Source organism: Streptomyces sp. YS415, assembly GCF_023544665.1.
Taxonomy (GTDB): domain Bacteria; phylum Actinomycetota; class Actinomycetes; order Streptomycetales; family Streptomycetaceae; genus Streptomyces.
Window position 1 is genome coordinate 19,585 of record NZ_JAMJFL010000033.1, and the last position, 25,572, is coordinate 45,156.

23 protein-coding genes are annotated in these 25,572 nt (G+C 72.7%); 13 read left to right on the top strand and 10 right to left on the bottom strand.

Annotated features, from left to right (window positions below):
• Position 1: 1 nt before the first annotated feature.
• Complete coding sequence (locus tag M8H82_RS30570; protein WP_250078326.1) at positions 2–541, bottom strand: sigma-70 family RNA polymerase sigma factor; 540 nt, start codon at positions 539–541, stop codon at positions 2–4.
• 112 nt (positions 542–653) lie between these two features.
• Here M8H82_RS30570 and M8H82_RS30575 point away from each other — a divergent pair, with 112 nt between their 5' ends.
• Together M8H82_RS30575 and M8H82_RS30580 are read left to right on the top strand one after the other, a co-directional pair.
• Positions 654–2,792 carry a TerD family protein gene (locus M8H82_RS30575; RefSeq protein WP_250078327.1) on the top strand — a complete coding sequence of 713 codons (2,139 nt, stop codon included), beginning with the start codon at positions 654–656 and terminating at the stop codon, positions 2,790–2,792.
• Between the two features lie 108 nt (positions 2,793–2,900).
• On the top strand, positions 2,901–3,941 hold the full coding sequence (locus tag M8H82_RS30580; protein ID WP_250078328.1) for an aspartate-semialdehyde dehydrogenase: 1,041 nt from the start codon (positions 2,901–2,903) through the stop codon (positions 3,939–3,941).
• Here M8H82_RS30580 and M8H82_RS30585 read toward each other — a convergent pair.
• Positions 3,938–4,411 (bottom strand): DUF1203 domain-containing protein, encoded by a 474-nt coding sequence (locus M8H82_RS30585; RefSeq protein ID WP_250078329.1) that lies wholly within the window; start codon positions 4,409–4,411, stop codon positions 3,938–3,940. The genes M8H82_RS30580 and M8H82_RS30585 overlap by 4 nt on opposite strands.
• A gap of 112 nt (positions 4,412–4,523) precedes the next feature.
• On the opposite strand from M8H82_RS30585, the gene pepN reads away from it, so the two are divergent.
• Positions 4,524–7,103 carry an aminopeptidase N gene (pepN, locus tag M8H82_RS30590; RefSeq protein WP_250078330.1) on the top strand — a complete coding sequence of 860 codons (2,580 nt, stop codon included), beginning with the start codon at positions 4,524–4,526 and terminating at the stop codon, positions 7,101–7,103.
• A 66-nt stretch (positions 7,104–7,169) separates the two neighbouring features.
• On the opposite strand, the gene M8H82_RS30595 is transcribed toward pepN, so the two are convergent.
• From M8H82_RS30595 to M8H82_RS30605, 3 genes are read right to left on the bottom strand one after another with little or no spacing between them, the layout of a single operon-like run.
• A complete protein-coding gene (locus tag M8H82_RS30595) occupies positions 7,170–8,075 on the bottom strand; it encodes a LysR family transcriptional regulator (RefSeq protein WP_250078331.1) in 906 nt (301 codons plus the stop codon).
• A gap of 14 nt (positions 8,076–8,089) precedes the next feature.
• A complete protein-coding gene (locus M8H82_RS30600) occupies positions 8,090–9,010 on the bottom strand; it encodes a DMT family transporter (protein WP_374211721.1) in 921 nt (306 codons plus the stop codon).
• A gap of 30 nt (positions 9,011–9,040) precedes the next feature.
• Positions 9,041–9,988 carry an EamA family transporter gene (locus M8H82_RS30605; protein ID WP_250078332.1) on the bottom strand — a complete coding sequence of 316 codons (948 nt, stop codon included), beginning with the start codon at positions 9,986–9,988 and terminating at the stop codon, positions 9,041–9,043.
• A 110-nt stretch (positions 9,989–10,098) separates the two neighbouring features.
• On the opposite strand from M8H82_RS30605, the gene M8H82_RS30610 reads away from it, so the two are divergent.
• Positions 10,099–10,617, top strand: coding sequence for a MarR family winged helix-turn-helix transcriptional regulator (locus M8H82_RS30610; protein WP_250078333.1), 519 nt, complete (start codon positions 10,099–10,101; stop codon positions 10,615–10,617).
• Between the two features lie 48 nt (positions 10,618–10,665).
• Here M8H82_RS30610 and M8H82_RS30615 read toward each other — a convergent pair whose 3' ends face one another.
• Entirely contained in the window at positions 10,666–12,135 is a 1,470-nt protein-coding gene (locus M8H82_RS30615) for an FAD-dependent monooxygenase (protein WP_250078334.1), read from the bottom strand.
• A 131-nt stretch (positions 12,136–12,266) separates the two neighbouring features.
• On the opposite strand from M8H82_RS30615, the gene M8H82_RS30620 reads away from it, so the two are divergent.
• A complete protein-coding gene (locus M8H82_RS30620) occupies positions 12,267–12,866 on the top strand; it encodes a TetR family transcriptional regulator (protein ID WP_250078335.1) in 600 nt (199 codons plus the stop codon).
• 609 nt (positions 12,867–13,475) lie between these two features.
• Here the strand turns inward: M8H82_RS30620 and M8H82_RS30625 are convergent.
• From M8H82_RS30625 to M8H82_RS30635, 3 genes are all read right to left on the bottom strand, one after another.
• Positions 13,476–13,748, bottom strand: a complete 273-nt coding sequence (locus tag M8H82_RS30625) for a hypothetical protein (protein WP_250078336.1) — start codon at positions 13,746–13,748, stop codon at positions 13,476–13,478.
• 101 nt (positions 13,749–13,849) lie between these two features.
• Positions 13,850–15,946 (bottom strand): 4-alpha-glucanotransferase, encoded by a 2,097-nt coding sequence (malQ, locus tag M8H82_RS30630; protein WP_250078337.1) that lies wholly within the window; start codon positions 15,944–15,946, stop codon positions 13,850–13,852.
• Entirely contained in the window at positions 15,947–16,252 is a 306-nt protein-coding gene (locus M8H82_RS30635; RefSeq protein ID WP_250078338.1) for a hypothetical protein, read from the bottom strand. It abuts the gene before it with no gap.
• A gap of 294 nt (positions 16,253–16,546) precedes the next feature.
• Between M8H82_RS30635 and M8H82_RS30640 the strand changes: the two genes are divergently transcribed.
• Genes M8H82_RS30640 through M8H82_RS30660 form a run of 5 tightly spaced genes read left to right on the top strand, consistent with a single transcriptional unit; the run spans position 16,547 to position 20,808 of the window.
• Entirely contained in the window at positions 16,547–17,155 is a 609-nt protein-coding gene (locus M8H82_RS30640; protein WP_250078378.1) for an RNA polymerase sigma factor, read from the top strand.
• The gene (locus M8H82_RS30645) at positions 17,152–18,078 is read left to right on the top strand and encodes a zf-HC2 domain-containing protein (protein WP_250078339.1); all 927 of its coding nucleotides are present in this window, start codon (positions 17,152–17,154) and stop codon (positions 18,076–18,078) included. The genes M8H82_RS30640 and M8H82_RS30645 overlap by 4 nt, the downstream gene beginning before the upstream one ends.
• A gap of 29 nt (positions 18,079–18,107) precedes the next feature.
• Positions 18,108–18,887 (top strand): ABC transporter ATP-binding protein, encoded by a 780-nt coding sequence (locus M8H82_RS30650; RefSeq protein ID WP_250078340.1) that lies wholly within the window; start codon positions 18,108–18,110, stop codon positions 18,885–18,887.
• Entirely contained in the window at positions 18,884–20,212 is a 1,329-nt protein-coding gene (locus M8H82_RS30655) for a hypothetical protein (protein WP_250078341.1), read from the top strand. The genes M8H82_RS30650 and M8H82_RS30655 overlap by 4 nt, the downstream gene beginning before the upstream one ends.
• Entirely contained in the window at positions 20,209–20,808 is a 600-nt protein-coding gene (locus M8H82_RS30660; protein ID WP_250078342.1) for a hypothetical protein, read from the top strand. The genes M8H82_RS30655 and M8H82_RS30660 overlap by 4 nt, the downstream gene beginning before the upstream one ends.
• Positions 20,809–20,897: 89 nt before the next feature.
• Here the strand turns inward: M8H82_RS30660 and M8H82_RS30665 are convergent, their stop codons facing one another.
• The gene (locus M8H82_RS30665) at positions 20,898–21,434 is read right to left on the bottom strand and encodes an HNH endonuclease (RefSeq protein WP_015660341.1); all 537 of its coding nucleotides are present in this window, start codon (positions 21,432–21,434) and stop codon (positions 20,898–20,900) included.
• 300 nt (positions 21,435–21,734) lie between these two features.
• Between M8H82_RS30665 and M8H82_RS30670 the strand changes: the two genes are divergently transcribed.
• The 3 genes from M8H82_RS30670 (at position 21,735) to M8H82_RS30680 (ending at position 25,571) form a co-directional block, all read left to right on the top strand.
• The gene (locus M8H82_RS30670) at positions 21,735–22,823 is read left to right on the top strand and encodes a mechanosensitive ion channel family protein (protein ID WP_250078343.1); all 1,089 of its coding nucleotides are present in this window, start codon (positions 21,735–21,737) and stop codon (positions 22,821–22,823) included.
• Between the two features lie 160 nt (positions 22,824–22,983).
• Positions 22,984–24,195 carry an ROK family transcriptional regulator gene (locus M8H82_RS30675; protein WP_250078344.1) on the top strand — a complete coding sequence of 404 codons (1,212 nt, stop codon included), beginning with the start codon at positions 22,984–22,986 and terminating at the stop codon, positions 24,193–24,195.
• 44 nt (positions 24,196–24,239) lie between these two features.
• The gene (locus tag M8H82_RS30680; RefSeq protein ID WP_250078345.1) at positions 24,240–25,571 is read left to right on the top strand and encodes an ABC transporter substrate-binding protein; all 1,332 of its coding nucleotides are present in this window, start codon (positions 24,240–24,242) and stop codon (positions 25,569–25,571) included.
• Position 25,572 lies beyond the last annotated feature (1 nt).

A 25,572-nucleotide genomic window follows, 5' to 3' on the forward strand; every position in this document is an offset into this window, starting at 1 on the left:
GTCACACCACCTCGTCCTCGTGCAGGCGGGCGCGCAGAGCCCGTACCGCCGTGTGCAGCCTGCTCTTCACCGTGCCCTCGGGGACGGCGAGTTGCTCGGCGATGTCCCGTACCGGCAGGTCGGCGTAGAAGCGCAGGACGACCACCTGACGCTGGGCGTCGGGCAGTTCGTCCAAGCCCTGGGCCACGGCGAGGGAGAGCAGGCTGGTGTCCTCGCCGGAGGGGTGCTCGCTCTGGCGCAGGGCGGCGAGCCGCTCGCCGAGCCGTTCCTGGCGCTTCTTGGCCCGGTGCCAGTCCATGGCGAGGTTGGAGGCGACCACCGCCGCCCACGCCGAGACGTCCCGCGGCGCCTCCCGGCCGCTCGCCGCGCGTTCCAGCAGCCGCAGGCGGACCTGCTGCACCCCGTCCGGCAGGTCCGCCTGCGGCACCCCGCCGAGCGCGAGCACCGCCCGCACCCTGCGCTCCTGAGCCGCGTCCAGGGGATCGTCCGGCACGTCGTGCACCGGGTCCCCCTGGCCGCGCCGGGTCTTTCTGCGCAGCACAGCCACCCCTCCCCTCGCCGCGTTTCCCCTATGACGCCGGTGCGGGAGAAAACGTTCGACCCGGACTGCGGAATCTTTTCTTCACATCATTTCCACTGTCACCATGTGCCCCATGACGCACATCACCAAAGGGGCCAACACCCCTGTCCCCGCAGGTCTGCTGAGGGTCGCCGTCTGCCGGCGCAAGGTCGGGGGGACGCCCGCGGTGGAGGTCTCGGCGCTGCTGCTGGACGCGGCGGGCAAGGTACGGGGTGACGCCGACCTCGTCTTCCACGGCCGGCCCGCGCATCCCTCGGGGGCGGTCCGCCACGTGGGCACCGGCGACAGCGGGGAACAGCTCGCGGAGTGGCTGGAGCTGGACCTGCCCCGGGTGGAACCGGCGGTCCAGCGGGTGCTGATCGCCGGGTCCTGCGACGACGGCACCTTCGGGGCGGTGCCGGGGCTCGCGGCGCAGACCGTGGCGCCGGACGGCACGATCGTCGCGCACTACGAGGTGACGGACGCGTCGAGCGAGACGGCCTTCGTGCTCGGGGAGTTCTACCGGCGCGACGGCGCCTGGAAGTTCCGTGCGGTCGGGCAGGGCTACGACTCGGGGCTGGCGGGGCTCGCCACGGACTTCGGGATCGTGGTGGCGGAGGAGCCGGTGCCGGTGGCTCCGGTGGGACCGACGGCTTCGGTGGGACCGGTGATGATCACCGGGGTGGCGAAGACCTCGGCACCGCCGCCCACCGCGGTCGTCCCACCGCCCACCGTCGCCGTGCCCCCGCCCGCCGCCGTCGTCGTGTCCCCGCCCGCCGCGGTCGTGCCGGTGCCCGCGCCGGCCGCCACCGCTGCTCCCTGGAGCGAGGGATTCTTCGACTTCGAGCCGTACGTCCGCAGCGGCAAGGGCAGCTCCAAGATCACCATGGACATTCCGTTCCCCCCGGACTCGGGTCCGGTGATCATGGAGGCCCGGGTCGAGGACTACCAGTGGATCCAGGTCGAGCTGCGCGGACGCGACGACACGATCTTCTGCCACGACCTGCCCGAGCACCACGGCCGGGTCCTGTTCGTGCCGCCCCGCAAGGGCGGACCGCTGCGGCTGAACGTGAGCTGCTCCGGGAACTGGAAGCTCACCGTCCTGCCCCTGTCGGCGGCCCGTCCGTTCGATGCCGAAACGGTCCGCGGCAGCGGCCCCGAGGTCCTTTTCTACTCGGGCGCCGAGGCCGATCTGAAGGTGCGTGCGACCGACCGCCACAACGGCTGGTTCCAGCTGAACTGCCACCGGGGCGACACCCCGGAGGAGCTCAAGCACCCGGAGCGGCTGGTCCACGCCTGGAACGGCAAGCGGGTCAAGGAGACCGTCCGGATCACCGAAGGCCCCATCCTGCTCTCGATCGACAAGAGCCGCCACCAGTGGGAGCTCACCACCTCCCCGGTGCCCGTCCCCAAGCGCGGCAAGGACGGCCGGACGGATGCCTACGAGGGCCGCGGCGAGAAGACGATCACGCTCGTCAACCCGCGGCCCGGGCGCCCGTCGCTGCTCCAGTACGAGTTCACGGGTGCCGAGCGCAGCTACGACACCGAACTGAAGCTCGTCGACGAGTACGGCGACGAGGACGAGTGGCTGAAGACCTACACGCACGGCACCCGCGGCACGGTCGTGATGTTCAGCCAGGGCCAGGCCGAGCGGACGGTACGGGTCAAGCACTCCGGCAAGTGGTCGCTGCGCCTGCTCCCCGAGGACGAGGCGCCGCTGCTCGGCCGCTCGGCCGAGGGCAAGGGCACCACCGTCCTGCGGTACGCGGGGCCGCCCACGCTGCTGACCGTGCGCAAGACATCGCTGGGCAAGGACGAGAAGCTGTGCGTGTACGCGGTGAACCACCCGTTCGGCAGGCCGGTGATCGTCCTCGACACGCACGGCCGCCGGCGCCCCTCGCTCGGTCCCGTCTTCGTGGACCCGGGCGGCACCTGCTTCGTGTCCGTGTACGCCACCGACGGCACGAAATGGCGTCTGGAGCCGGAGGCGCTCGGCGCGGCGACCGGGCTCGGCCCGCGGAACCAGGGCGAGGGATACGGAGTCGTACGTCACACCGGGGCCGAGGCCGAGATGGTCGTCGCCGGGTCGAGCGTGATCATGCACGTCTACGAACTGGACGAAAACCTGTTCCCGAAGCGGAAAATCACGGGTTCTTCCGGGCCGTACCGGATCCAGAGCTCAATCCTGCACGTCCGGGCGCTGGGCGCGTGGGTGATCGAACTGCGGCCCTGAAGGGAGTGGCGTCCCATCACTCGGGCAAACGATTGGACACAACGGCCCGGATGGGACGCATCATGGAAACGTCCAGGCCACGCAATGCGCCACAGCGAAGGAGTCACCGTGAGGGTCGGAATCGTCGGAGCCACCGGACAGGTCGGCACGGTCATGCGAAGGATCCTCACGGAGCGGAACTTCCCCGTCACGGAGCTGCGCCTGTTCGCCTCGGCCCGCTCCGCGGGGACGGTCCTGGACGGTGTCACGGTGGAGGACGCTTCGGCGGCCGACTACACGGGCCTGGACATCGTGCTGTTCTCGGCGGGCGGCGCGACCTCGAAGGCGCTGGCCGAGAAGGTCGCCGCGCAGGGCGCCGTCGTGATCGACAACTCCTCGGCCTGGCGCAAGGACCCCGAGGTCCCGCTGGTCGTCTCCGAGGTGAACCCGCACGCCGTCGCCGACCGGCCCAAGGGCATCATCGCCAACCCGAACTGCACCACGATGGCCGCGATGCCCGTGCTCAGGCCGCTGCACCAGGAGGCGGGCCTGGAGGCGCTGGTCGTCGCCACCTACCAGGCGGTGTCCGGATCCGGGGTCGCGGGCGTGGCGGAGCTGCACGGCCAGGCGCAGAAGGTGGTCGCCGAGGCCGACCGGCTCACCCATGACGGCGAGGCGGTCGACTTCCCCGCCCCGCAGGTCTACAAGCGCCCCATCGCCTTCAATGTGCTGCCGCTGGCCGGCTCGATCGTCGAGGACGGTCTGAACGAGACCGACGAGGAGCAGAAGCTCCGCAACGAGTCCCGCAAGATCCTGGAGATCCCCGGGCTGAAGGTCTCCGGCACCTGTGTGCGGGTCCCGGTCTTCTCCGGCCACTCCCTCCAGGTCAACGCCCGCTTCGCCCGCCCGATCAGCGCGGAGCGCGCGACCGAGCTGCTGGCCGCCGCCCCCGGCGTGGTCCTCTCCGACATCCCGACCCCGCTGCAGGCGGCCGGCAAGGACGCCTCCTTCGTCGGCCGGATCCGCGAGGACGAGACGGTGGAGCACGGCCTGGCCCTGTTCATCTCCAACGACAACCTCCGCAAGGGCGCCGCGCTGAACGCGGTGCAGATCGCGGAGCTGGTGGCGGCCGAGCTGAAGGGCCAGGGCCTGCCGAACGAGAGCGACTAGGCCCTGGTGACCTCGTAGAGGAAGCAGCCGTACTCGACGGCCCGGACGTGGACGAGTGCCACGGACGGGTCGTCGAACGCGTTGCGGAAGGCTTCGTCGTCCGGGGCCGCGACCAGCTCCCCGCCGAGGATGCGGCCGTCGGCGGAGTAGCGGCGGACGGTCCGGTGCGTGTTGGCGAAGGGATGGCCGTCGCCCTCCTGCGGTCCCGCGCACTCCTCGGCGTGGATGAAGACCGGGCCCTGTTCGTCGTAGGGGCCGGGGTCCGCGCCCGTCCCGGCCGCCCAGCGGCGCAGCGGCGCGTAGCTGACCAGCGCGATCCGCTCGCCGGGTGTGCTGCGGCGAAGACAGCAGCGCAGCGGTGCCCCGCCCTCCTCGTCGGTCAGCGGGACGGCCGGGCGCCCCGCGTCGTCGACGGAGCGCAGCTCCTTCAGGGCCGGGGCGGGGACGGGTCGTGCGCGGTAGATCGCCATGACTCCACGCTGCCGCCCCCGGGCCCCGTTCACCGGCGGTAAACGGACATCGCCTTCCACACAGGTCCCATGGAAGGATGACCGAACCCACACATAACGAGGAGATGACCGCGTGCCTGGCACAAACCTGACTCGCGAAGAGGCGCAGCAGCGGGCGAAGCTGCTCACCGTTGACTCGTACGAGATCGATCTCGACCTCTCCGGCGCGCAGGAGGGCGGAACCTACCGGTCCGCGACCACGGTGCGCTTCGACGTCGCCGAGGGAGGGGCCGAGTCCTTCATCGACCTCGTCGCTCCCGCCGTGCACGAGGTCACCCTCAACGGCGACGCGCTCGACCCGGCCGAGGTCTTCAAGGACTCGCGGATCGCCCTGCCCGGGCTGCTGGAGGGCCGCAACGTCCTGCGGGTCGTCGCGGAGTGCGCGTACACCAACACCGGTGAGGGCCTGCACCGGTTCGTCGACCCGGTCGACAACCAGGCGTACCTCTACACCCAGTTCGAGGTGCCGGACGCCCGCCGGGTCTTCGCCTCCTTCGAGCAGCCGGATCTCAAGGCGACCTTCCGGTTCACCGTGAAGGCGCCGGCCGGCTGGACCGTCGTCTCCAACTCGCCCACGCCCGAGCCCAAGGACGACGTCTGGGCCTTCGAGCCGACCCCGCGGATCTCCACGTACATCACCGCGCTGATCGTCGGCCCCTACCACTCGGTGCACAGCGCCTACGAGAAGGACGGCCAGTCGGTCCCGCTCGGCATCTACTGCCGCCCCTCGCTCGCCGAGTACCTGGACTCGGACGCGATCTTCGAGGTCACCCGGCAGGGCTTCGACTGGTTCCAGGAGAAGTTCGACTACGACTACCCCTTCCAGAAGTACGACCAGCTGTTCGTGCCGGAGTTCAACGCGGGCGCGATGGAGAACGCGGGCGCGGTGACCATCCGCGACCAGTACGTGTTCCGCTCCAAGGTGACGGACGCGGCCTACGAGATCCGCGCCGAGACGATCCTGCACGAGCTGGCCCACATGTGGTTCGGCGACCTGGTCACCATGGAGTGGTGGAACGACCTGTGGCTGAACGAGTCGTTCGCCACCTACACCTCCATCGCCTGCCAGGCGTACGCGCCCGGCTCGCGCTGGCCGCACTCGTGGACGACGTTCGCCAACTCCATGAAGACCTGGGCCTACCGCCAGGACCAGCTGCCCTCCACGCATCCGATCATGGCCGAGATCCGCGACCTGGACGACGTCCTGGTCAACTTCGACGGCATCACCTACGCCAAGGGCGCCTCGGTCCTGAAGCAGCTGGTCGCGTACGTCGGCATGGACGAGTTCTTCCGGGGCGTGCAGGCGTACTTCAAGGCGCACGCGTTCGGCAACACGCGGCTGAGCGATCTGCTGGGCGCGCTGGAGGAGACCTCCGGCCGTGATCTGAAGGCCTGGTCGAAGGCGTGGCTGGAGACGGCCGGCATCAACGTCCTGCGCCCGCAGATCGAGACGGACGCGGAGGGCCTGATCACCTCCTTCGCCATCCGCCAGGAGGCCCCCGCCCTGCCGGCCGGGGCGAAGGGTGAGCCGACGCTGCGCCCGCACCGGATCGCGGTCGGCCTGTACGAGCGCGACGAGGCCGGCGGCAAGCTGGTGCGCCGGGAGCGGGTCGAGCTGGACGTGGACGGCGAACTGACGGCCGTACCGCAGCTGGTGGGCAAGCGCCGTCCGGCGGTCGTGCTGCTCAACGACGACGACCTGTCCTACGCCAAGGTCCGCCTGGACGAGGAGTCGCTGGCGTTCGTCACGGAGCACCTCGGCGACTTCGAGTCCTCGCTGCCGCGCGCGCTGTGCTGGGCGTCGGCGTGGGACATGACGCGGGACGCCGAACTCGCCGCCCGCGACTACCTCTCCCTGGTCCTGTCCGGCATCGGCAAGGAGTCGGACATCGGTGTCGTGCAGTCGCTGCACCGGCAGGTGAAGCTGGCGATCGACCTGTACGCCGACCCGGCCGCCCGGGAGACCCTGCTGGCCCGCTGGACCGACGCGACCCTCGCCCATCTGCGGGCGGCGGAGGCGGGCAGCGACCACCAGCTCGCGTGGGCACGGGCGTTCGCGTCCGCGGCCCGTACGCCGGAGCAGCTCGATCTGCTGGAGGCGCTGCTGGCCGGCTCGCGGTCCATCGAGGGCCTGGCCGTCGACACGGAGCTGCGCTGGGCGTTCGTGCACCGCCTGGCAGCGGTGGGCCGCTTCGACGAGGCGGAGATCGCGAGCGAGTACGAGCGGGACCGGACGGCGGCCGGTGAGCGGCACGTGGCCACCGCGCGCGCGGCCCGCCCGACCGCGGAGGCGAAGGCGGAGGCCTGGGCCTCGGTCATCGAGTCGGACAAGCTCCCGAACGCAGTCCAGGAGGCGGTGATCGGCGGCTTCGTGCAGACGGACCAGCGGGAGCTGCTGGCGCCGTACACGGACCGCTACTTCGACGTCCTGAAGAGCATCTGGGACAGCCGCTCGCACGAGATCGCGCAGCAGATCGCGACCGGCCTGTACCCGACGCTCCAGGTCTCCGAGGAGACCCTGGCGAAGACGGACGCCTGGCTGGCCTCCGCCGAGCCGAGCGCGGCCCTGCGCCGTCTGGTCTCGGAATCCCGCGCGGGCGTGGAGCGCGCGCTGAAGGCCCAGGCGGCGGACGCGGCGGCGACGGCCGAGTAACCGGCGGCAACGAGACGAGGAGGGGCGCCCGGTCCGGCACCGGGCGCCCCTTCGCGCTTGCCCCGCTCAGCTCCCGAGCCCCGCGGCGACCGTCCGCAGGGCGTCCAGCACCCGCTGCACCGCCGGTGCGTCCTGCGCGCCCCTGCGCACCGCGGCCACCACATGCCGGACCGGCCGTTCGGTGGCCGGTTCCCGCATGGCGACGCCGTCCCGGGGCACCGCGGCCATCCGGGGCACCAGCGCCACCCCCATCCCCGCCTCCACCATTGCGAGGATCGCGGTCCAGCCGGTCGCCGAGTGCCCTTGGTGCGGGGTGAACCCGGCCGCCTCGCAGACCCCCCGGGTGATGTCCGACCAGGGTCCGCTCCCGCCGAAGATCCACGGCTCGGCGGCGAGGTCGGCCAGCCGCAGGCGCTCCGCGGCGGCCAGGGGATGGTCCCGGGGCAGGGCCACGTCCAAGGGGTCCGCGAGGAGGGTCACCCGGGTGAACCGGGCATCCGCTGCGCTCGGCGCCTGTGCCGCGAGCGACAGGGCCAGGTCGACCTCCCCGCTCCCCAGCAGCTCGTACGCCTCCCCCGCCTCGGCCTCCCGGACCTGCACCCGTACACCGGGATGCCCGGCCCGCAGCACCCGCACGGCCGGAACGACCAGCGCGGGTACGGCGGTGGAGAAGGCCCCCACCCGGACCTCACCGGCCTCCCCGTGCAGATACGCCCCCAACTCGGCGTCCGCCCGCTCCAGTTGCTCGAACACGGCCTCGGCGTGCCGCAGCACCAGCCGGGCCGCGTCGGTCAGCCGCACCCCCCGCCCCCGCGCCTCCAGCAGGGGCACCCCCAACTGGCGGGCCAGATTGGTCAGCTGCTGCGACACGGCCGACGGGGTCATCCGCAGCGCCTCCGCGGTCGCCGTCACCGTCCCCCGCTCCCGCAGCGTCCGCAGAATCAGCAGCTTCCGGATGTCCCACTCGGCCATGGCCGCAACCTACGTCACCGCCGCGCCCCGGCTCCCAGCACCACCCCGCCCAGGATCAGCGCCGTGCACAGTACCTGCGCCCAGCCGACGGTCTCCCCCAGCAGCACCCAGGACAGCAGCGCCACGCACACCGGCTGCAGGTAGTACACGATTCCCGCGCGGGCCGCGCCGATCAGCGCGATCGCCCGGTTCCAGGCGAAGAAGGCCACGGCGGAGGAGGCGACACCGACGTAGACCAGGGGCAGCACCGTGCCGGCGGTGGGCGTGAAGCCGCCCTGCACCGCGAGGCTGACGCCCTGCGCGGGCAGCAGCAGGGCCGCGCCCACCAGGAACGTGGTGAACAGGAAGGCCACGCCGCCCAGTTCGGCGGGCTTGCGGCGCAACAGGGCGCTGTAGCCCGCGAAGCAGCAGGCCGCCCCGATCATCCACAGGTCCCCGACCGCGAAGTGCCCGCCGCCGCCGACGAGCAGCATGACCCCGGCCCAGGCGACCAGCAGCCCCGCGATCCGCCGCCCGCCCAGCCGCACTCCGCCCAGCCGTTCGAAGAGGGCCATCAGCACCGGCGACGCCGCCATGATCATGGCCATGGTGGCGGCGGGCGTGGTCGTCCCGGCCTGGTTGACGAGGGTGTTGTAGACGCTGACGCCGAGCAGCGCGGCGAGCACCACGTACCCGAGGTGCTCGCGGATCAGCGCCCGTTGCCGCCAGGCCCGCCGGGCGCCGAAGGGGGCGACCGCCGCGAGCGCCACGATCCACCGCCAGAACGCCTGCTGCACCGGCGGCACGCTGTCGTGCAGCGCCCGTGCGGTGACGAAGCTGCCGGACCAGACGAGCGTGGCGAGGGCGGCCAGCGCGAGGCCGAGGACGGGGGCTGCCGTCCTCGGCCTCGACGCGCGGGAGGTCGTACGGGAGATCCGGTCGGCTGTGACCGCCACAGAGGTCCTTTCGTCGGTGATCGCGGAGATCTACCGTCGCAGCGCCGGACCTGTCACGTCCATCGAATCTTTTCGACCGTTCCTTTCAGCAGAACTGAACGTTCGCACGGCCCCGCCGCCTCCGCCCGGCAGCAGTTGCCCGGCGACCGTCGCGCCGAGCGCCAGCGCCATGCCCACCAGTTGCACCGGCGTCAGCGACTCCCCCAGCGCCGCCCAGCCGACGACCGCCGCCGTGAGCGGGGAGAGCGGGATCAGGAAGGTGACCTGGGTCGCGGTGAGGCGGCCGATGCCCCGGAACCAGAGCCAGTACGCGACCGCCGTACCGGCCAGGGCGAGGTAGAGGTAGCCGACGGCCGCCCGTGCACCCAGGGCGGGCGGCGCCCCCTCGGCCAGGAACGCGACCGGGGCGATCAGGAGCCCCCCGACGGTCAGTTGCCAGCCGGCCAGCGCGGACGGGCCCGCACCCTCGGGGCGGCCCCACTTCTTCGCCAGCACGGTGCCGGTGGACATCGACGCGGTGGAGGCGAGGGCGGCGAGCACCCCGAGGGCGTCCAGCGCGCCGACCGCCTTCAGGACGACCAGACCGACACCGAACGCCGCGACCGCTCCCGTCACCAGCGCGCGTGCCGTCGGCCGCTGACTCAGCAGCAGCGCCGAGAGGCCCACCACGAACAGCGGCCCGACCGAGCCGACCACCGCCGCGAGGCCACCGGGCAGGCGGTACGCCGCCAGGAACAGCAGCGGGAAGAAGGCGCCGATGTTGAGCGCGCCGAGCGCCCCCGCCCGCCACCACCAGGCGCCGCGCGGCAGCACCCGGGCGAACGCGAGGAGCAGCAGACCGGCGGGCAGGGCCCGCATCAGGCCGGTGAACAGGGGGCGGTCCGGCGGGAGGAACTCGGTGGTGACGTAGTACGTCGTGCCCCAGGAGACCGGCGCGAGAGCGGTGAGGGCGGTGATCGCGACGCGGCCGGCAGCCATGGGACGCACCCTTCGAGGAAGTAGGTCGATGGAAAGTAGCTTACTCTTAAGCTACTTTCCGTCAAGCCACTTTCTTGCGGCCGACCCTGCGCGGCCGGGATACTCCCCGCATGAACGCACGCCCGGAACAGCGCAAGGACGCCGTCGACGCGATCATCGGCCAGTGGGCGGCCGTGCGGCCCGACCTCGACACCGCCGCGATGGAGGTCTTCGGGCGCATCTCCCGGCTGGCCCGCACGATGGGCGACCGGATGGAGAAGGCCTACGCCCGCTTCGGGATCTCCCGGGGCGAGTTCGACGTCCTGGCGACCCTGCGGCGCTCCGGCGAGCCGTACACCCTCTCGCCGCGTCAGCTCTCGGCGACGCTGATGCTGACCACCGGGGGGATGACCGGCCGGCTGGACAAGCTGGAACGGGCGGGACTGCTCCGGCGCTCCCCCGACCCGCACGACCGCCGGGGGCTCCAGGTGACGCTGACCGAGGAGGGGCTGAGCCTGGTCGACCGGGCGGTCGGCGCGGGGCTCGCCCTCCAGACGGAGGCGCTCTCCACCCTGAACGCCGAACAGGCCGGCCAACTGGCCGACCTGTTGCGGGAGTTGCTGGACGGAACGCGGGAGTCCGACCGCTAGGTCCTGTCGTCAGGACCCGGCGGGGGCCCGGACCCGCAGGACCGGTGCTCAGCGCGCGAGGGCGATGCGCTCGCCCACGTGCTGCTCCACCGCCGCCTCGATCTCCGCCGGGTCCGCGGCGTCCGCCGCCCAGGCCACGTATCCGTCGGGCCGCACCAGCACGCTCGTCCGGCTGCCGCTGCCGCGCCCGGTGCGGCGCTCCACCGTGAGCCAGTCCTCCAGGCCCGTCTTGTCCTGGAACTTCTCCGGGGTGACCAGGACGAACCGGACGCCGCGCAGGGCCTCGTAGAGGCGGCCGCTCTCCAGGGCGAGGTCGGGGACGCGGGCGCCGGTGAGGCGGTGGGCGCCGTGGGGGGCGTCGTACTTGACGCCGATGCCGGTGATCTGGAGGGCCAGCTTGCGGCGGGCCGGGGTCATGACGTTGAGGGCGGAGGCGACCACCGCCCGCAGGCCCAGCGTCCAGGCGTGCTTGGCCATCGCGAGGCGGACGATGGCGCCGCTGCTGCGCATGGCCTCCGTGCCGACGGGGTGGCGCTCGGCCTGGTAGGTGTCCAGCAACGCCTCGTCCGCGCGGCCCTGGAGCACGGCCGCGAGCTTCCAGCTGAGGTTGGCCGCGTCCTGCATGCCGATGTTCATGCCCTGGCCGCCGGCCGGGGTGTGCACATGCGCGGCGTCCCCGGCGAGGAAGGCCCGGCCCACCCGGTAGGCGGGCGCCTGGCGTTCGTCGCTGTGGAAGCGGGACAGCCACTTGGCGTCGTGCATCCCGAAGTCACGGCCCGCGGCGAGCCGGACGGTCTCCTTGACCTCCTCCAGGTGGAGCGGCTCGCTCTCGGCGGTGTCCCGGCGCCGGTTCCAGGCGACGACCCGGTAGTAGCCGTCGCCGAAGGACGCGAAGAACACGAAGGCGTCCCCGTTGGAGTGCACGGAGAGCAGGTTCTCGGGCTCCTCGGCGAGCCGGACGTCGGCGAGCAGGACGGAGCGGATCACGGAGCGCCCCGGGAAGGGCAGGCCGATCGCGCCGCGCACGGTGCTGTGCATGCCGTCGGCGCCGACGACGTACGCCGCCCGCAGCTCCTCGCTCTCCCGGTCGGGGCCGCGCACCTCGACCGTGACCCCGTCGTCGTCCTGGCGGACCCCGGTCACCTCGGTCTCGAACCGGAACCGGACCCCGGCCTCGAAGGCGCGCCGCTCCAGGATCCGCTCCATCTCGTACTGCGGGAGGAGGGTGATGTGGTTGAAGCGGGAGGGAAGGGTGTCGAACTCGACGGTGAGCCGGGTGAAGAGGTTCATCCGGTCCAGGTGGCGGCCGAGGGACTCCACCTCGTCGGAGAGGGCGCGGGCGTCGAGCAGTTCGAGGGTGCGGGCGTGCACGACGATCGCTCGCGAGAGGTTGCTGATCTTGTGGGGGCGCTTCTCGACGAGGGTCACGGGGACACCGGCGGCGGCGAGGTCACCGGCCATCAGGAGACCGGTGGGGCCGCAGCCGACGACGATCACGGAGTGGGGGGTGTCGTTCATGGTGGCCTCCTGTTGCCAACGCCTACCAGTTTGCCAACGCTTGTTTGCCAACGCTCGTTGACGACGGTACGACCCTTTTCGTCTGGAGTCAACACTTGTTGGCCCACGCGTGTTGGCCTACGCTTGTTGGCATGACCGGAAATGAACGCAGTACCGTGACCGATTCCGGGAATGGCACCCGCCGCCGCTCGGAAACCACCCGCATCGCGATCCTCGCGGCAGCGCGCGAACGATTCGCAGCTGACGGGTACGAACGGGCCACCATCCGCGCCATCGCCAAGGACGCCAACATCGATCCGTCGATGGTGATGCGCTATTACGGCAACAAAGAGGGGTTGTTCGCGGCGGCCGTTTCGGTCGACCTGAAATTGCCGGATCTGAGCAGGCTGCCGCGTGCGGAGGTCGGCGAGGCGATGGTGCTGCACTTCCTGCACCTGTGGGAGGAGAACGAGGTGCTGACGGCCCTGCTCCGGGTCGGTGTCACCAACCAGGCCGGGGCCGAGCGGATGCAGGACATCTTCGGCGAGCAGCTGCTGCCGCTGGCCCGGCAGGTGTGCCCGGACCCCGAGCAGTACCCGACCCGGGCCGCGCTCGCCGCGACGCAGCTGCTCGGTCTCGCGCTGACCCGTTATGTGCTGCGGCTGCCACCGGCCGTGGCGCTGAGTCCCGAGGAGGTCGTGGCATGGCTGGCACCGACGGTGCAGCGGTACCTGACGGCTCCGAACCCGTGAGCGACCGGGAGCCGACGGGGGCGCCCGCGCGGGAAGCGGAACCCGACGCGGGGCCGCAGGAGGAGCCGGCAACAGGGCCGGAAACGGGCCCGGCAGGGTCGGAAGAGCGACCGGAAGGCGGCCCGGCAGGCGTCCCGGCAGGCGTCCCACAAGGACGCCCGGATGGGGGCCCGGATGGGGGCCCGGATGGGGGCCCGGATGGGGGCCCGGATGGGGGCCCGGAAGAAGGTTCGACAGGGGTGCCGGAAGGGAGCTCGGAGCGGGATCTGGAAGACGGCCCGGGTGGCCGCCCAAACGCAGGGCCGGAGAGGAGCGCGGCAGCGGGCCGCGACGAAGCGGGGCCGGAAGCAGGACCGGACGAGGCCCCAGAAGGAAGCCCGACCGGGGTCCCGCAAGGGGACCAGGCACGAGACCCGCAAGGGAACCCGGAGCGGGAGACGGGAGGGAGCCCGGAGCGGGACCCGCAAAGGAACCCCGAGCGGGAGGCGGAGAGGGACCCCGAGCGGGACGTTGGGGAAGGGGTCGGGGTGCAGAAGGCGCCGCCCGCTGCGTACGGCGGTCTGCGCGTACTCGCCGTGCGGGCGGCGCCCTTCAGGAGATCGGGAGAGGTCAGGCCTTCGCCGGGGCCTTCACCTTCGGCTTGGTCCTGACGCGGTGGGCCTCCGCCGAGCGGTCCAGGACCATGACGAGGCCCGTGATCACCGCGAACAGGGCGATCGGGGCCACGACGAACAGACCCAGCGTCTCCATGACGCTGAGGCCCGAGCCGGGGTCGTCGCCGTCGTCGCGGGTCAGCGCGAGCGCGGGGGACGACATGAGCAGCATCATCAGCGTCGTACCGGCGGCCAGGGCGCCGGCGCGCAGGGCGTTCTTCTTGTCCACGGTGCCAAAAGTATCGAACCGCGGACGGGGCCGCTCGCCCGGGGGTGCATAAGAGGCGCCCCCGCCCGTGAGCCGCCCCTTCCTCCCCCGAACCACCCGCCTCACCCCGACCTCATCACCTCCACCAGCGCGTGCAGCCTGGGTGACGCCGCCAGCTCCTCCAGGGTCACCGGCCTGCCCTCGGCGTCGGCGATCGGCAGCCGCCAGTTCGGGTACTGGTCCCAGGTGCCGGGCAGGTTCTGGGGCCGGCGGTCACCGACGGCGTCGGGGAGCCAGAGGCCGACCATGCGGGCCGGGGTGCGCAGCAGGAACCGGTGGACGGCCTGGATCTCGGCCTCCTCCTGCGACGTACCGTGTCCGCCGCCCGTGCCGCGCAGCAGACCGAGCCGGGCGAGCAGGCCCAGCCACTCGCCGGTGTCCGCCGCCGCCTCCGCGCGTTCCTCCTCCAGCGAGCGGGTCAGCAGACCCAGCCGGTACCGGAGTTCGACATGGTCGCCGGTGAGACGGGCGGCCGTGGAGGGCAGATCGTGGGTGGTGGCCGTGGCCAGGCAGTCGGAGCGCCACTGGTCGGGCGGCAGCGGACGGCCGTCGCCCGCCCAGTCCCGCTCGAACCACAGCACCGACGTGCCGAGCACTCCGCGCGCCCGCAGCGCCTCCCGCACCCCGGGCTCCACCGTACCCAGGTCCTCCCCGATCACCAGCGCCCCGGCGCGGGAGGCCTCCAGGACGAGGACGGCGAGCATGGCCTCGGCGTCGTAGCGGACATAGGTGCCGTCCGTGGGCGGGTGCCCCTGGGGGACCCACCAGAGCCGGAACAGGCCCATGACGTGGTCGATGCGCAGCGCGCCGGCGTACCGGAAGAGGGCCCGCAGCAGCCGGCGGTACGGCGTGTAGCCGGACTCGGCGAGACGGTCGGGGCGCCAGGGCGGCAGGCCCCAGTCCTGGCCGCGGGCGTTGAACGCGTCCGGGGGCGCGCCGACCGACATCCCGGCGGCGAAGTAATCCTGCTGCGCCCAGGAGTCGGCGCCGTCGGGATGCACGCCGACCGCGAGGTCGTGCACGATGCCGATCGGCATCCCGGCCTCGCGGGCGGTGCGCTGGGCGGCGGTGAGCTGGGCGTCGGTCAGCCAGGCGAGCAGCGAGTGGAAGTCGACGCGGTCCGCCAACTCGTTCCGGGCGCGGGCGGTTTCGGCGGACCGGGGATCGCGCAGCCCGGCCGGCCAGCGCCGCCAGTCGGAGCCGTGCACCTCGGCGAGCGCGCACCAGGTGGCGTGGTCCTCCAGCGCCTGCCCCTCCTCGGCGAGGAAGTCGGCGTAGGCGGCGCGCCGGCCGGGCCCGAGCGGCACCTCGCGGACCAGCTCCAGCGCCTCCCGCTTGAGCTCCCACACCGCGTCCCGGTCGATCAGGGCGCCCTTCTCCAGTACCGACTCGCGCAGCCGGTCAGCCCGTTCGAGCAGCGCCCGTACCCGCTCGCGGTCCTCGACCCGGCCGTACTCCGGGATGTCCTCGACGCGCAGGTGCACCGGGTCGGGGAAGCGGCGGGAGGAGGGGCGGTAGGGGGAGGGGTCGGTGGGTGCTCCGGGCACGGCCGCGTGCAGCGGGTTGACCTGGACGAAGCCGCTGCCGAGCGTCCGCCCGGCCCAGCCGGCGAGTTCGGCGAGGTCACCGAGGTCGCCCATGCCCCAGGAGTGTTGGGAGAGCAGGGAGTAGAGCTGGACGAGGAGGCCGTGGGTGCGTCCGGCGGTGCCGGGCAGCCGGGCCGGGGCGACGACCAGATGGGCGGTGGCGGTGCGGCCGTCGGGGGCCGTCGCGGTCAGCCGGTGGACGCCGGGCAGGAGCCGGTCGGTGGCGGCGCGGGTCTCGCCCTGCTCGGTCTCCACGCGCAGCCGGGTGCCGGGCGGGAGTGAGGTGAGGGCGGCGGGCGGGTCGGCGTCGGCCCACTGCACGACCGTCGGGGGCAGCAGCCGTTCACGCAGGGCGCGTTCGCGTGCGGTGAGGGCCTGCCGTACCGCCGCGGGGGTGCTCACGTCGACGTCGAGCGCGGTCAGCGCGAGCGTGAGCGCGGTCGCCGAGGCCCGGACCGTGCGGTCCGGGGAGGGCTGGTAGGAGGTGGCGACGCCGAGCAGTCCGGCGAGCCGGGACAGGTCCTGCGAGGGCGCGTCCTCGGAGGGGGTTTCGGCCGACCGCTGCTCTGCCATTCAGGGCCTCGTGGTGTCCGTGTCGACGGGGAACGCCTCGCTCGTCAGCGGCGAGAAGTCGGCGAGGGGCGGCTCACTGGTCAGGGGCAGCGCCTCGTACAGCGGCGGCTCGCTGGTCAGTGGCATCGCCTCGTACAGCGGCGGCTCGCTGGTCAGCGGCCCGGTGTCGGGCAGGGAAGGTTCGCTGGTCAGCGGGGGTTCGGCGCAGGCGCTCTCCGCGCTGAAGACGCACACGTGCGGTTCGGGCCCGGTGAGCGCCTCGGGTTTGGACAGGGCGGTGAGCAGAAGGTGTGCCGATGCGGCCACGGGGGCCTCCTTGTCGAGTACGGCGACCTACGGCCTGTCCGGCGGATCACGTCGGGCAGGCCCTTGCGGGTTACCGCAGCCCTACCCAGCGGGCGCGACGGCAGACGTGTCCGGGGAGACAACGTGCCGGTCGTCACATTCTGCCCCGCCGCGTCCCCGCACGGCTGGCGGAAGTCCGCCGCCCGGGCCACCGGCGTCGAGTCGCGCGGCAGCACGGCTCGACGCCGGGTCGACCGGGCGTGAACCGAGTGGGCCCGGCCGGTCGATAGAGGGGGTGTGAGACTGTTCCGCCCCATGGGGGGCCACCGGGAGTCGGACGAGGCGGGCGCGGGGGACGCGGTCCTGCTGCGGGCCGTCGCGGCCGGGGACCCGTCGGCGATGGCCGCGCTGTACGACCGGCACGCGGGCTGGCTGCACGCCCGGCTGACCCGGCGCTGCGCCGACCCGGAGGTCGTCCGCGAAGTGCTCCAGGACACCTTCGTCACCGTGTGGCGGTCGGCCGAGGCGCACCGCGGCGAGGAGGCGGGCGGCTGGCTGTGGACCATCGCCGCGCGCCGGCTGGTCGACGCGCGCCGGGCGCAGGAGCGGGCCGCGCGCCTGGAGACGACGCCGATCGACGACACCCGGACCGGGTACGGGCCCGCCGCGGCCACGCCGTCCGCGGAGGAGCGGGTGCTGGCGGGCCTGGAGTACGGCGATGTGGGCACCGCCCTGGACCGGATCTCGCCGGAGTTGCGCGAGGTGCTGCGCGCGACGGTGGTCGACGGTCTGACCACCCGGGAGACGGCCCGGCTGCTCGGCATCCCCGAGGGCACCGTGAAGTCCCGGGCGATGCGCGCCCGCGCCGAACTGCGCGCGGCGCTGGACCTGTTGGCCCCGACCCCGATGGGAGGCCCGGCATGACCGACTGGCACGCACCCGAGGAGCTGGTCGCCCGCTACGCCGACGGCTCCCTGCCGGACCCGGACGCCTGGTCGCTGGAGAAGCACCTGGAAGCCTGTACGCCCTGCGCGGCCCGGGTCTCCCGGTCGGTACGGGCGACGGCGGCGGGCGCGGTCCTGTCCGACGTACGGCGGACGGTCCTGTCCGACGTGCGACGGACGGCACTCGCGACACCCGCAGCACCCGCAGCACCCGCAGCACCCGCAGCACCCCACCGGCCACTACCCGCACCCGCACCCGCGCCCGCTCCCGTCCCACTCCCCCGCATCCGCGTCCTGTGGGCCGCCGGCCCCGCCGTGCGCGGGGCCTGGCTCCCGGCCGCCCTCCTGGTCGCCGTCGGCGCGGTCGTCCTCGCCCACGGTGCCGGCTTCGCGGGCGCCCGCCCGCTGCTCCTCGCCCTGGCCCCCGTCGTACCGCTCGCCGGGGTCGCCCTGTCCTACGGCGCCCACGCGGACCCGCTGCACGAACTGGCCGCGTCGACCCCGTCCGCGGGACTGCGCCTGGTGCTGACCCGCACTGCCGTGGTCCTGGCGGTGAGCCTGCCGCTGCTGACCCTCGCCGGTCTGCTGCTGCCGTCCTACGGCGGCCCGGGCGCCGCCGCCTGGCTGCTGCCCGGGCTGGCGCTGACGCTGGCCTCGCTGGCCCTCGGCGGCTGGCTCGGGCTGCGGACCGCCACGGCGGTGACCGGCGGCGGCTGGCTGTGCGCCGTCCTCGCGCCGGCGCTGGCACCCGACGACGGCGCGGTGTCCGCGGCGCTGACGCACCAGGCCTCCGTCTGGCTCGGCGGCGCTCCCGCGCAGGGCGCCTGGGCGGCGGCCGCGGTCCTGTGCGCGGCCCTGCTCGCCGCCCGCCGCACCGCGTACGACCGCCTCGAACGGCACTGATCCCCGTACCGCTTCTCCCTGGAGCCCTCTTGACCACGATCAAGGTGGCCGGTCTGCATGTCCGGCACCGCAGAACCGTCGCCCTCGACTCGCTCGACCTCGACCTCGGCCCCGGTGTGCACGGCCTGCTCGGACCGAACGGGGCGGGCAAGACCTCACTGATCCGGGTCCTCGCCACGGTCGCCGCCCCGAGCGGGGGCCGGGTCGAGATGCTCGGCGAGGACATCGGCGACCCCCGCGGACGGGCCGCGGTGCGCCGTCGGCTGGGATACCTGCCGCAGGAGTTCGGCTACTACCCGGGCTTCACCGTGCGCGAGTTCGTCGCCTACATGGCCTGGCTGAAGGAGATGCCGGCCGCCGTCACCCCGGCCGCGGTCGAGCGGGCGGTCGCCCGGGTCGGGCTCACCGACCGGATCGACGCGAGGATCAGGACGCTGTCCGGCGGCATGGTCCGCCGGGTCGGCATCGCGCAGGCCGTGGTCAACGACCCGGCGGTGCTGCTGCTGGACGAACCGACGGCGGGCCTCGATCCGGAGCAGCGGGTGGAGTTCCGCGAGCTGCTGCGCGAGCTGGGCGCCACGGCCACCGTGCTGGTCTCCACGCACCTTGTGGAGGACGTGGCCGCCGCCTGCACGGAGGTCACCCTCCTCGCGTCGGGCCGGCTCGCCCACCGCGGCACCCCCGACTCCCTGAGCGCCCTCGGCGCGACGGCGGACGGCATCGGCGACAACCCCATCGAGCGCGGCTACACCGCGGCCCTGCGCGCCCACCGCGCCTCCCTCGCCGACAGCGGGGTGGCGGCGCGATGACCCTCCTCGCGGCCAGACCCCGCGTCACCCGGCACCCCCTGCGCCCCGAACTCCGGCGCGGTTTCGCCCCCTTGGCGGGCGGTGCGGTCCTGCTCACGCTGCTCGTCGCCCTCGCCGTGCCCGCGGAGACCTGGCAGGGCGGCTGGGCGGAGACCCGGGACCGCACGCACACGGCGGCGGTCCTGCTCGGCATCCCGCTGGCGGTGGCGGCGGGCTGCTGGCAGGGCGGACGGGAACGCCGCCGCCGTACCGGCGAACTGATGGAGACCGCCGTACGCGGACCGCTCCCCCGGTTCCTTGCCTCGGCCCTGCCGGTCGCCCTGTGGGTGGCCGCGGGACACCTGGCCGCCGCCGCGCTCGCCCTGCTGGCCACCTGGTACTGCGCCACCGGAGACAGCCCGTACGTGCTCGTCCCGCTCGCGGACACCCTGGTCCTCGGCTGCGCCGCGCTCGCGGGCCAGGTCGGGGGCCGGGTCCTGCCCTGGCGCCTGACGGCACCCCTGCTGGCGACGGCCGCGTACGTCGTCCTCGGCACCCTGTCCTACGACAGCCGGAGCGCTCTCGCCCCCCTGTCGCCGCTGCTGGAGACCGCCTCCTATCAGGTGCCGGTGTGGTGGCAACCCATGGTGATGATGGCCTGGGTGGGTGGTCTCGCCACAGCGGCGGTCCTGGCCCTCGCCGCCCGCCGCCGCGCGACGGCCCTGGTGCCGCTGACCGCCGCGACGGCCGCCGCGGTACTCCTCGTCCACACCGGCGACGACGGACTCGTCCGCACCAACCCGATCACCCTCCGTCAGGTCTGCGACACCTCCACCACCCCGCAGATCTGCGTCAACGCCCGCTACGAGAAGCTACTGCCCGAGGTCACCGAGGCGCTGTCGGGACTGACGGGACGCCTGGAGGGCGTACGGAACGTGCCGGTCCGTTTCGTGGACGTGCCGGGCCGGACCGGCGAGGACGAGGTCCGGTTGCCGATGATCACCCCGCTCGGCCGGTCGGTCGTCGCCGGCGAGCTCACGGATCCGCGGCAGTACGCCTGGGAGGCCGGAATGATGCTGGTCGGCCGCAGCTGGTGCGACCGTACGGACCCCGTCGTCGGCAGAACGGACCGGGCCGTGGAGCACTATCTGGCGCCCAGCCCGGCCGAGGCACACTTCGACGAGATCAACGCCAAGGGCGACAAGGCCCGCCGCGCCGAGTTCAAGGCCCAGCAGCAGGCGCGCGCCCGCCTGCTGGGGATGAGCGACGAGGAGCGCCGGAGCTGGCTGTCAAAGTACTTCGCGACGGCGGATCAGTGCGACCCGGGCCGGGTGCCGACCCTGTGACCCAGACCGGCCTCGTCCTGTACGCCCGCTCCCGCGCCCTGCCCCAGGCCCTCGCGTCCCTCGCCGCCGTCACGCTCCTCGCGGTGTGGGCCGCCCACGCCCTGGACTCCTACCTGGACCCGGACCGGCGTGTCCCCGTGGTGGCGCTGGCCCCCCTCCTCGCCGCCGCGGTGATCGGCACCAGCCTGCACACGGCCTCCGCCGAACTGGACGGCACGGCGGTACGCCCCTGGTGGTACCGCCGTGCGCTGCACCTGCTGGCCCTCACCGCCCTGGCCGCCGCCCTGCTCCCGCTGGCGGTCCTCACCAGCGCCCAGACCTTCGGCCCGCCCGCCATGATCCGCAACGTCCTCGGCTGCACCGGCCTGACGGCGGGGGCGGCGGTGTTCCTGGGGGCGCGACTGAGCTGGCTGCCGGTGTTCGGATACGTCAGCGCGATGTACCTGGGGATCTCCGCCATACCGGGCGGCTCGCTCCCGGCCTGGGCATGGCTGCTGGAGCCGACGGCGAGCGGGACGGCCTGGACGACGGCAGCGACCCTGTTCATGGCAGGAGGCACGGCTTACGTCGCACGAGGGGCGCGCCCAACTCCTTGAGGGGCGCGGGGCTGTATCGATCTGCGGCTCCGCCGCGCGGGCGCGACCAGCCCCCACCGCCCCGCAGACAACGCACAAAGCCCGGATCCTCAGGCAGAAATGCCGTCGATCCGGGCCAAGGCATCATCCGCGCCGTACGGCTGCAAGTACGGCAACCAGCGCGGATCCCGATGCCCGGTGCCGATGATGCGCCAGGCCAGCCCACTGGGCGGAGCCGGTTTGTGCCGCAGCCGCCAGCCGATCTCGAACAGATGACGGTCGGCCTTCACGTGGTTGCAGCGGCGGCAGGACGCCACCACGTTGTCCCAGACGTGCTTGCCCCCGCGGCTGCGCGGGATGACGTGGTCGACGCTGGTTGCGACGCCACCGCAGTACATGCACCGGCCCCCGTCGCGGGCGAACAGCGCCCTGCGGGTCAGAGGAACGGGCCCCCGATAGGGAACCCGGACGAATCGCTTGAGCCGGACCACGCTTGGTGCGGGGACTGTGACGGTCGCGCTGTGCATGAAGGCGCCGGACTCCTCGAGGCACACGGCCTTGTTTTCGAGAACGAGGACGAGCGCGCGGCGGAGCGGTACGACGCCGAGTGGCTCGTACGACGCGTTCAGGACCAGGACATGCGGCACGGATGCCTCCTTGGGCGTCGGCGGCGCGTGGCTCGCGCCGGGACGATCTGTAGTCAGTTTCCCCTCAGCCCTGGTGATAGCGCCACCATGTCCAGGTAACGGGCTGAGAGTGTTTTCGACCACACCTCTCTTCATCCCCAGGTGAGCACGGTCTCTCCCCCGGAGAAGGCAACGATCCACACACGATGCACCGTTAGTGTGGTGTGTCTGCCCCCTCGGTGACCTTTCCGTGACCTTGATGATCCGACGTCCTTTGACCGCCGTACCGGGAGGCAGGCGCCGCACCTGGAGGTACCCGCCGTGTCCTTGTCCGCCGTCCTACTGGCCGCCGGTCCCACCCCGTCCCCCTCTCCTTCGGGGTCCGCACCGGCGGTTCCGTCGCTCCGGGACGCCCAGGAGAGCGCGACCAACGCCGCCGGCTGGGTCGAGGAGAACTGGTCCACCTGGCTCGCGATCGGCCTTCGGGTCCTGCTGATCCTGGTGATCGCGGCGGTGCTGAGAGTGATGGTGCGGCGGGCGATCACCAAGCTCATAGACCGGATGAACCGCACGGTCTCGGCGGTGGACGGCACGGCCCTCAGCGGCCTGCTGGTCAACACGGAGCGCCGCCGCCAGCGCTCGCAGGCGATCGGCTCGGTGCTCCGCTCGGTGGCCAGCTTCCTGATCATGGGCACGGCCGCGCTGATGGTCCTGGGCACCTTCGAGATCAACCTGGCACCGCTGCTGGCGTCCGCCGGTGTCGCGGGTGTGGCGATCGGTTTCGGCGCCCGCAACCTCGTCACGGACTTCCTCTCCGGCGTCTTCATGATCCTGGAGGACCAGTACGGCGTCGGCGACTCCATCGACGCGGGCGTCGCCTCCGGCGAGGTGATCGAGGTCGGCCTGCGGGTGACGAAGCTGCGCGGCGACAACGGCGAGATCTGGTACGTCCGCAACGGCGAGGTCAAGCGGATCGGCAACCTCTCCCAGGGCTGGTCGACGGCCGGTGTCGACGTCACCGTCCGGCCCTCCGAGGACCTGGACCGGGTGAAGGCCGTCCTCGCCGACGTCGGCGAGCGGATGAGCAAGGAAGAGCCCTGGAACGAGCTGCTGTGGGGCCCGATCGAGACCCTCGGCCTGGACAGCGTCCTGCTGGACTCCATGGTCGTCCGGGTCTCCGCGAAGGTCATGCCGGGCAAGGCGCTGACCGTGGAGCGCGAGCTGCGCTGGCGGATCAAGCGGGCCTTCGACGCGGCGGACATCCAGATCGTCGGCGGTCCTCCGCTGCCCGCCGAGGAGCCGGCGGCCGACCCGACCGCGGCCATGGCCGCCCCCTCGGCCTACGCGAACACCTCCTCGCCGCAGGCCCAGGCGGCCACCCCGCTGACCCCGCCGAGCGTCACCAAGTAGGTCGCTTCGCACGCCCCCGCCGGTGACGACTCCGTCGCCGCGGGGGCGTCCGCTCTTGACGGCTGCCGCGCCGCCCCTTACTTTCCTCCCAACCGATAGGAAACCTTCCTAACAGTTGCTGGGTGAGAAACTGGTCGCCCGAGAGGCAGGTGCAGATCCCATGGCAGGAACCGCCGGTACGCCGGGCACCCCGCGCGTCCTGCGCGCCATGAACGACCGCGCCGCCCTGGATCTGCTGCTGGAGCACGGCCCCCTGTCCCGCAGCCGGATCGGCAAGCTCACCGGGCTGTCCAAGCCGACCGCCTCCCAGCTGCTGGCCCGGCTGGAGGCCGCCGGACTGGTGGTCGCCACCGGCACCACCGAGGGCCGCCCCGGCCCGAGCGCCCAGCTCTACGGGGTCAATCCCGCCGCCGGACACGCCGCGGGCGTCGACGTCACCCCCGAACGCGTCCTGGCCGCCGTCGCCGACATCACCGGCCGCACCGTCGGCCGCCACGAGATCCCCACCCCGGGGCGCCGGTCCGCGCAGCCCGTCGTCGAGCAGGTCACCGCGGCGCTCGACGGCGCCGCGAAGGCGGCGGGGCTGACCCGCGACGACATCCGCCGCCTCGTCATCGGCACCCCGGGCGCCTTCGACCCGGGCACCGGCCGCCTGCGCTACGCCGCCCACCTCCCCGGCTGGCACTCGCCCGCCCTCCTCGACGCCCTCGCCGCCGCCCTGCCGATGCCGGTGGAGTACGAGAACGACGTCAATCTCGTCGCCCTCGCCGAACAGCGCCTGGGCGCCGCCCGCGGCCACGACGACTTCGTGCTGCTGTGGAACGAGGCCGGTCTCGGCGCCGCCCTGGTCCTCGGCGGCCGGCTGCACCGCGGGTTCACCGGCGGCGCCGGCGAGGTCGGCTTCCTCCCGGTGCCGGGCGCGCCTCTGGTCCGCCAGGTGACCCGGGCCAACAGCGGCGGCTACCAGGAGCTGGCCGGCGCCCAGGTCATCCCCCGGCTCGCCCGCGAGCTGGGGATCACCGACATCCCCGAGGGCCCCTACACCGAGGTCGCCGCCGCACTGCTGGCCCGGGCCGCGGACAGCGGCGCCGATCCGCAGCGCCGGCTCCTCGCCACCTACGCGACCGGGGTGGCCACCGGTCTCGCCTCGCTCGTCTCCGTGCTCGACCCCGAACTCGTCGTCCTCAGCGGCAGCGCCCTCGCCTCCGGCGGTGAGCGGCTGCTGGCCCTCGTCCAGGCCGAACTGGCGGATCTCGCCGCCTCCCGGCCCCGGCTGGTGCTGGGCGACGTGACCGAACACCCCGTACTGCGCGGCGCGCTGGAGAGCGCGCTCGCGACGACCCGCGACGACATCTTCGACACCTCGCGCTAGCAGGACCCCCGGATCCCCGATCGCCCTTCCAGGGAGACTTCGCCATGCCCATATGCAGGAGAAATGCGGCTTACGTCCTGACCGCGTCCCTCGTCCTCCTCGCCACCGCCTGCACCGGCTCGTCCGGCTCCGGCGCGAGTGACGACCCCGACGCCGAGACCACCCTCACCTTCTGGCACGGCTGGAGCGCGCCCGCCGAGGTGAAGGCCGTCCAGGAGAACATCGACCGGTTCGAAGAAGCGCACCCGAACATCACGGTGAAGGTCGTCGGCAACGTCAACGACGACAAGCTCAACCAGGCGCTGCGCGCGGGCGGTTCGAAGGGGCCCGACGTGGTGTCGTCGTTCACCACCTCGAACGTCGGCAAGTTCTGCTCCTCCGGCGCCTTCCTCGACCTGCAGCCGTTCATCGAGAAGTCGAAGCTCGACCTCGACGCGACGATCCCGAAGCCGATGCTCGACTACACGCAGTTCGAGGGCAGGCGCTGCGCCCTGCCGCTGCTCGGCGACGCATACGGCCTCTACTACAACAAGGACGCCTTCGAGGAGGCCGGGATCAAGGCCCCGCCGAAGACCTGGTCGGAGTTCACCGAGGTCGCGAAGAAGCTGACGAAGCCCCGGGGCGACTCCTACGAGCAGCTCGGCATCATGCCGACCTACCACGGCTACGAGACCGTCGTCTCGCACTACATGTCCCAGTGGGACCACGCCTACTTCGCCGCCGACGGGACCTCGAACATCGCCGAGGACCCGGCCTTCGCGGAGATGTTCACGTACCAGAAGAAGCTCGTCGACGACCTCGGCGGCTTCGAGAGACTGGAGAAGTACCGCACCACCTTCGGCGACGAATGGGGGGCCGAACACCCCTTCCACACCGGTCAGGTGGCCATGCAGCTCGACGGCGAGTGGCGGCTCGGCATGGCCAGGGACGCCGGCCTCGACTTCGAGATCGGCACCGCTCCGCTGCCGGTCGCCGACGACGAGGCGGACGAGTACGGCAAGGGCTTCCTCTCCGGCACGATCATCGGCATCGCCCCGCAGAGCGAGAAGCAGAACGCCGCCTGGGAGCTGGTGAAGTACATGACGACCGACACCGAGGCCGTCGTCGCCTTCTCCAACGCCATCCACAACGTGCCGTCCACCTTCGCCGCCCTGAAGTCGCCCGATCTGAAGGCGGACCCGGCGTTCAGGACCTTCCTGGACATCGCCCGACACCCGGAGTCCAGCACCGCCCCGAACTCCGTCAACGGCGCCACCTACCAGCTGACGCTCCAGGACTTCGGCTACCGGTACGAGTCCGGCAAGGCGAAGGACCTCGAGGCGGGGCTGAGGAAGACGGCCGAGCAGATCGACCGTGACATCGAGCAGGCGAAGTAGC

Excerpts from the sequence above, each read along its gene's own strand:
- M8H82_RS30575 (WP_250078327.1), top strand. The coding sequence starts at position 654 with ATGACGCACATCACCAAAGGGGCCAACACCCCTGTCCCCGCAGGTCTG.
- M8H82_RS30585 (WP_250078329.1), bottom strand. The coding sequence starts at position 4,411 with ATGGCGATCTACCGCGCACGACCCGTCCCCGCCCCGGCCCTGAAGGAG.
- M8H82_RS30595 (WP_250078331.1), bottom strand. The coding sequence starts at position 8,075 with ATGGCCGAGTGGGACATCCGGAAGCTGCTGATTCTGCGGACGCTGCGG.
- M8H82_RS30605 (WP_250078332.1), bottom strand. The coding sequence starts at position 9,988 with ATGGCTGCCGGCCGCGTCGCGATCACCGCCCTCACCGCTCTCGCGCCG.
- M8H82_RS30610 (WP_250078333.1), top strand. The coding sequence starts at position 10,099 with ATGAACGCACGCCCGGAACAGCGCAAGGACGCCGTCGACGCGATCATC.
- M8H82_RS30615 (WP_250078334.1), bottom strand. The coding sequence starts at position 12,135 with ATGAACGACACCCCCCACTCCGTGATCGTCGTCGGCTGCGGCCCCACC.
- M8H82_RS30620 (WP_250078335.1), top strand. The coding sequence starts at position 12,267 with ATGACCGGAAATGAACGCAGTACCGTGACCGATTCCGGGAATGGCACC.
- malQ (WP_250078337.1), bottom strand. The coding sequence starts at position 15,946 with ATGGCAGAGCAGCGGTCGGCCGAAACCCCCTCCGAGGACGCGCCCTCG.
- M8H82_RS30640 (WP_250078378.1), top strand. The coding sequence starts at position 16,547 with ATGGGGGGCCACCGGGAGTCGGACGAGGCGGGCGCGGGGGACGCGGTC.
- M8H82_RS30645 (WP_250078339.1), top strand. The coding sequence starts at position 17,152 with ATGACCGACTGGCACGCACCCGAGGAGCTGGTCGCCCGCTACGCCGAC.
- M8H82_RS30655 (WP_250078341.1), top strand. The coding sequence starts at position 18,884 with ATGACCCTCCTCGCGGCCAGACCCCGCGTCACCCGGCACCCCCTGCGC.
- M8H82_RS30675 (WP_250078344.1), top strand. The coding sequence starts at position 22,984 with ATGGCAGGAACCGCCGGTACGCCGGGCACCCCGCGCGTCCTGCGCGCC.
- M8H82_RS30680 (WP_250078345.1), top strand. The coding sequence starts at position 24,240 with ATGCCCATATGCAGGAGAAATGCGGCTTACGTCCTGACCGCGTCCCTC.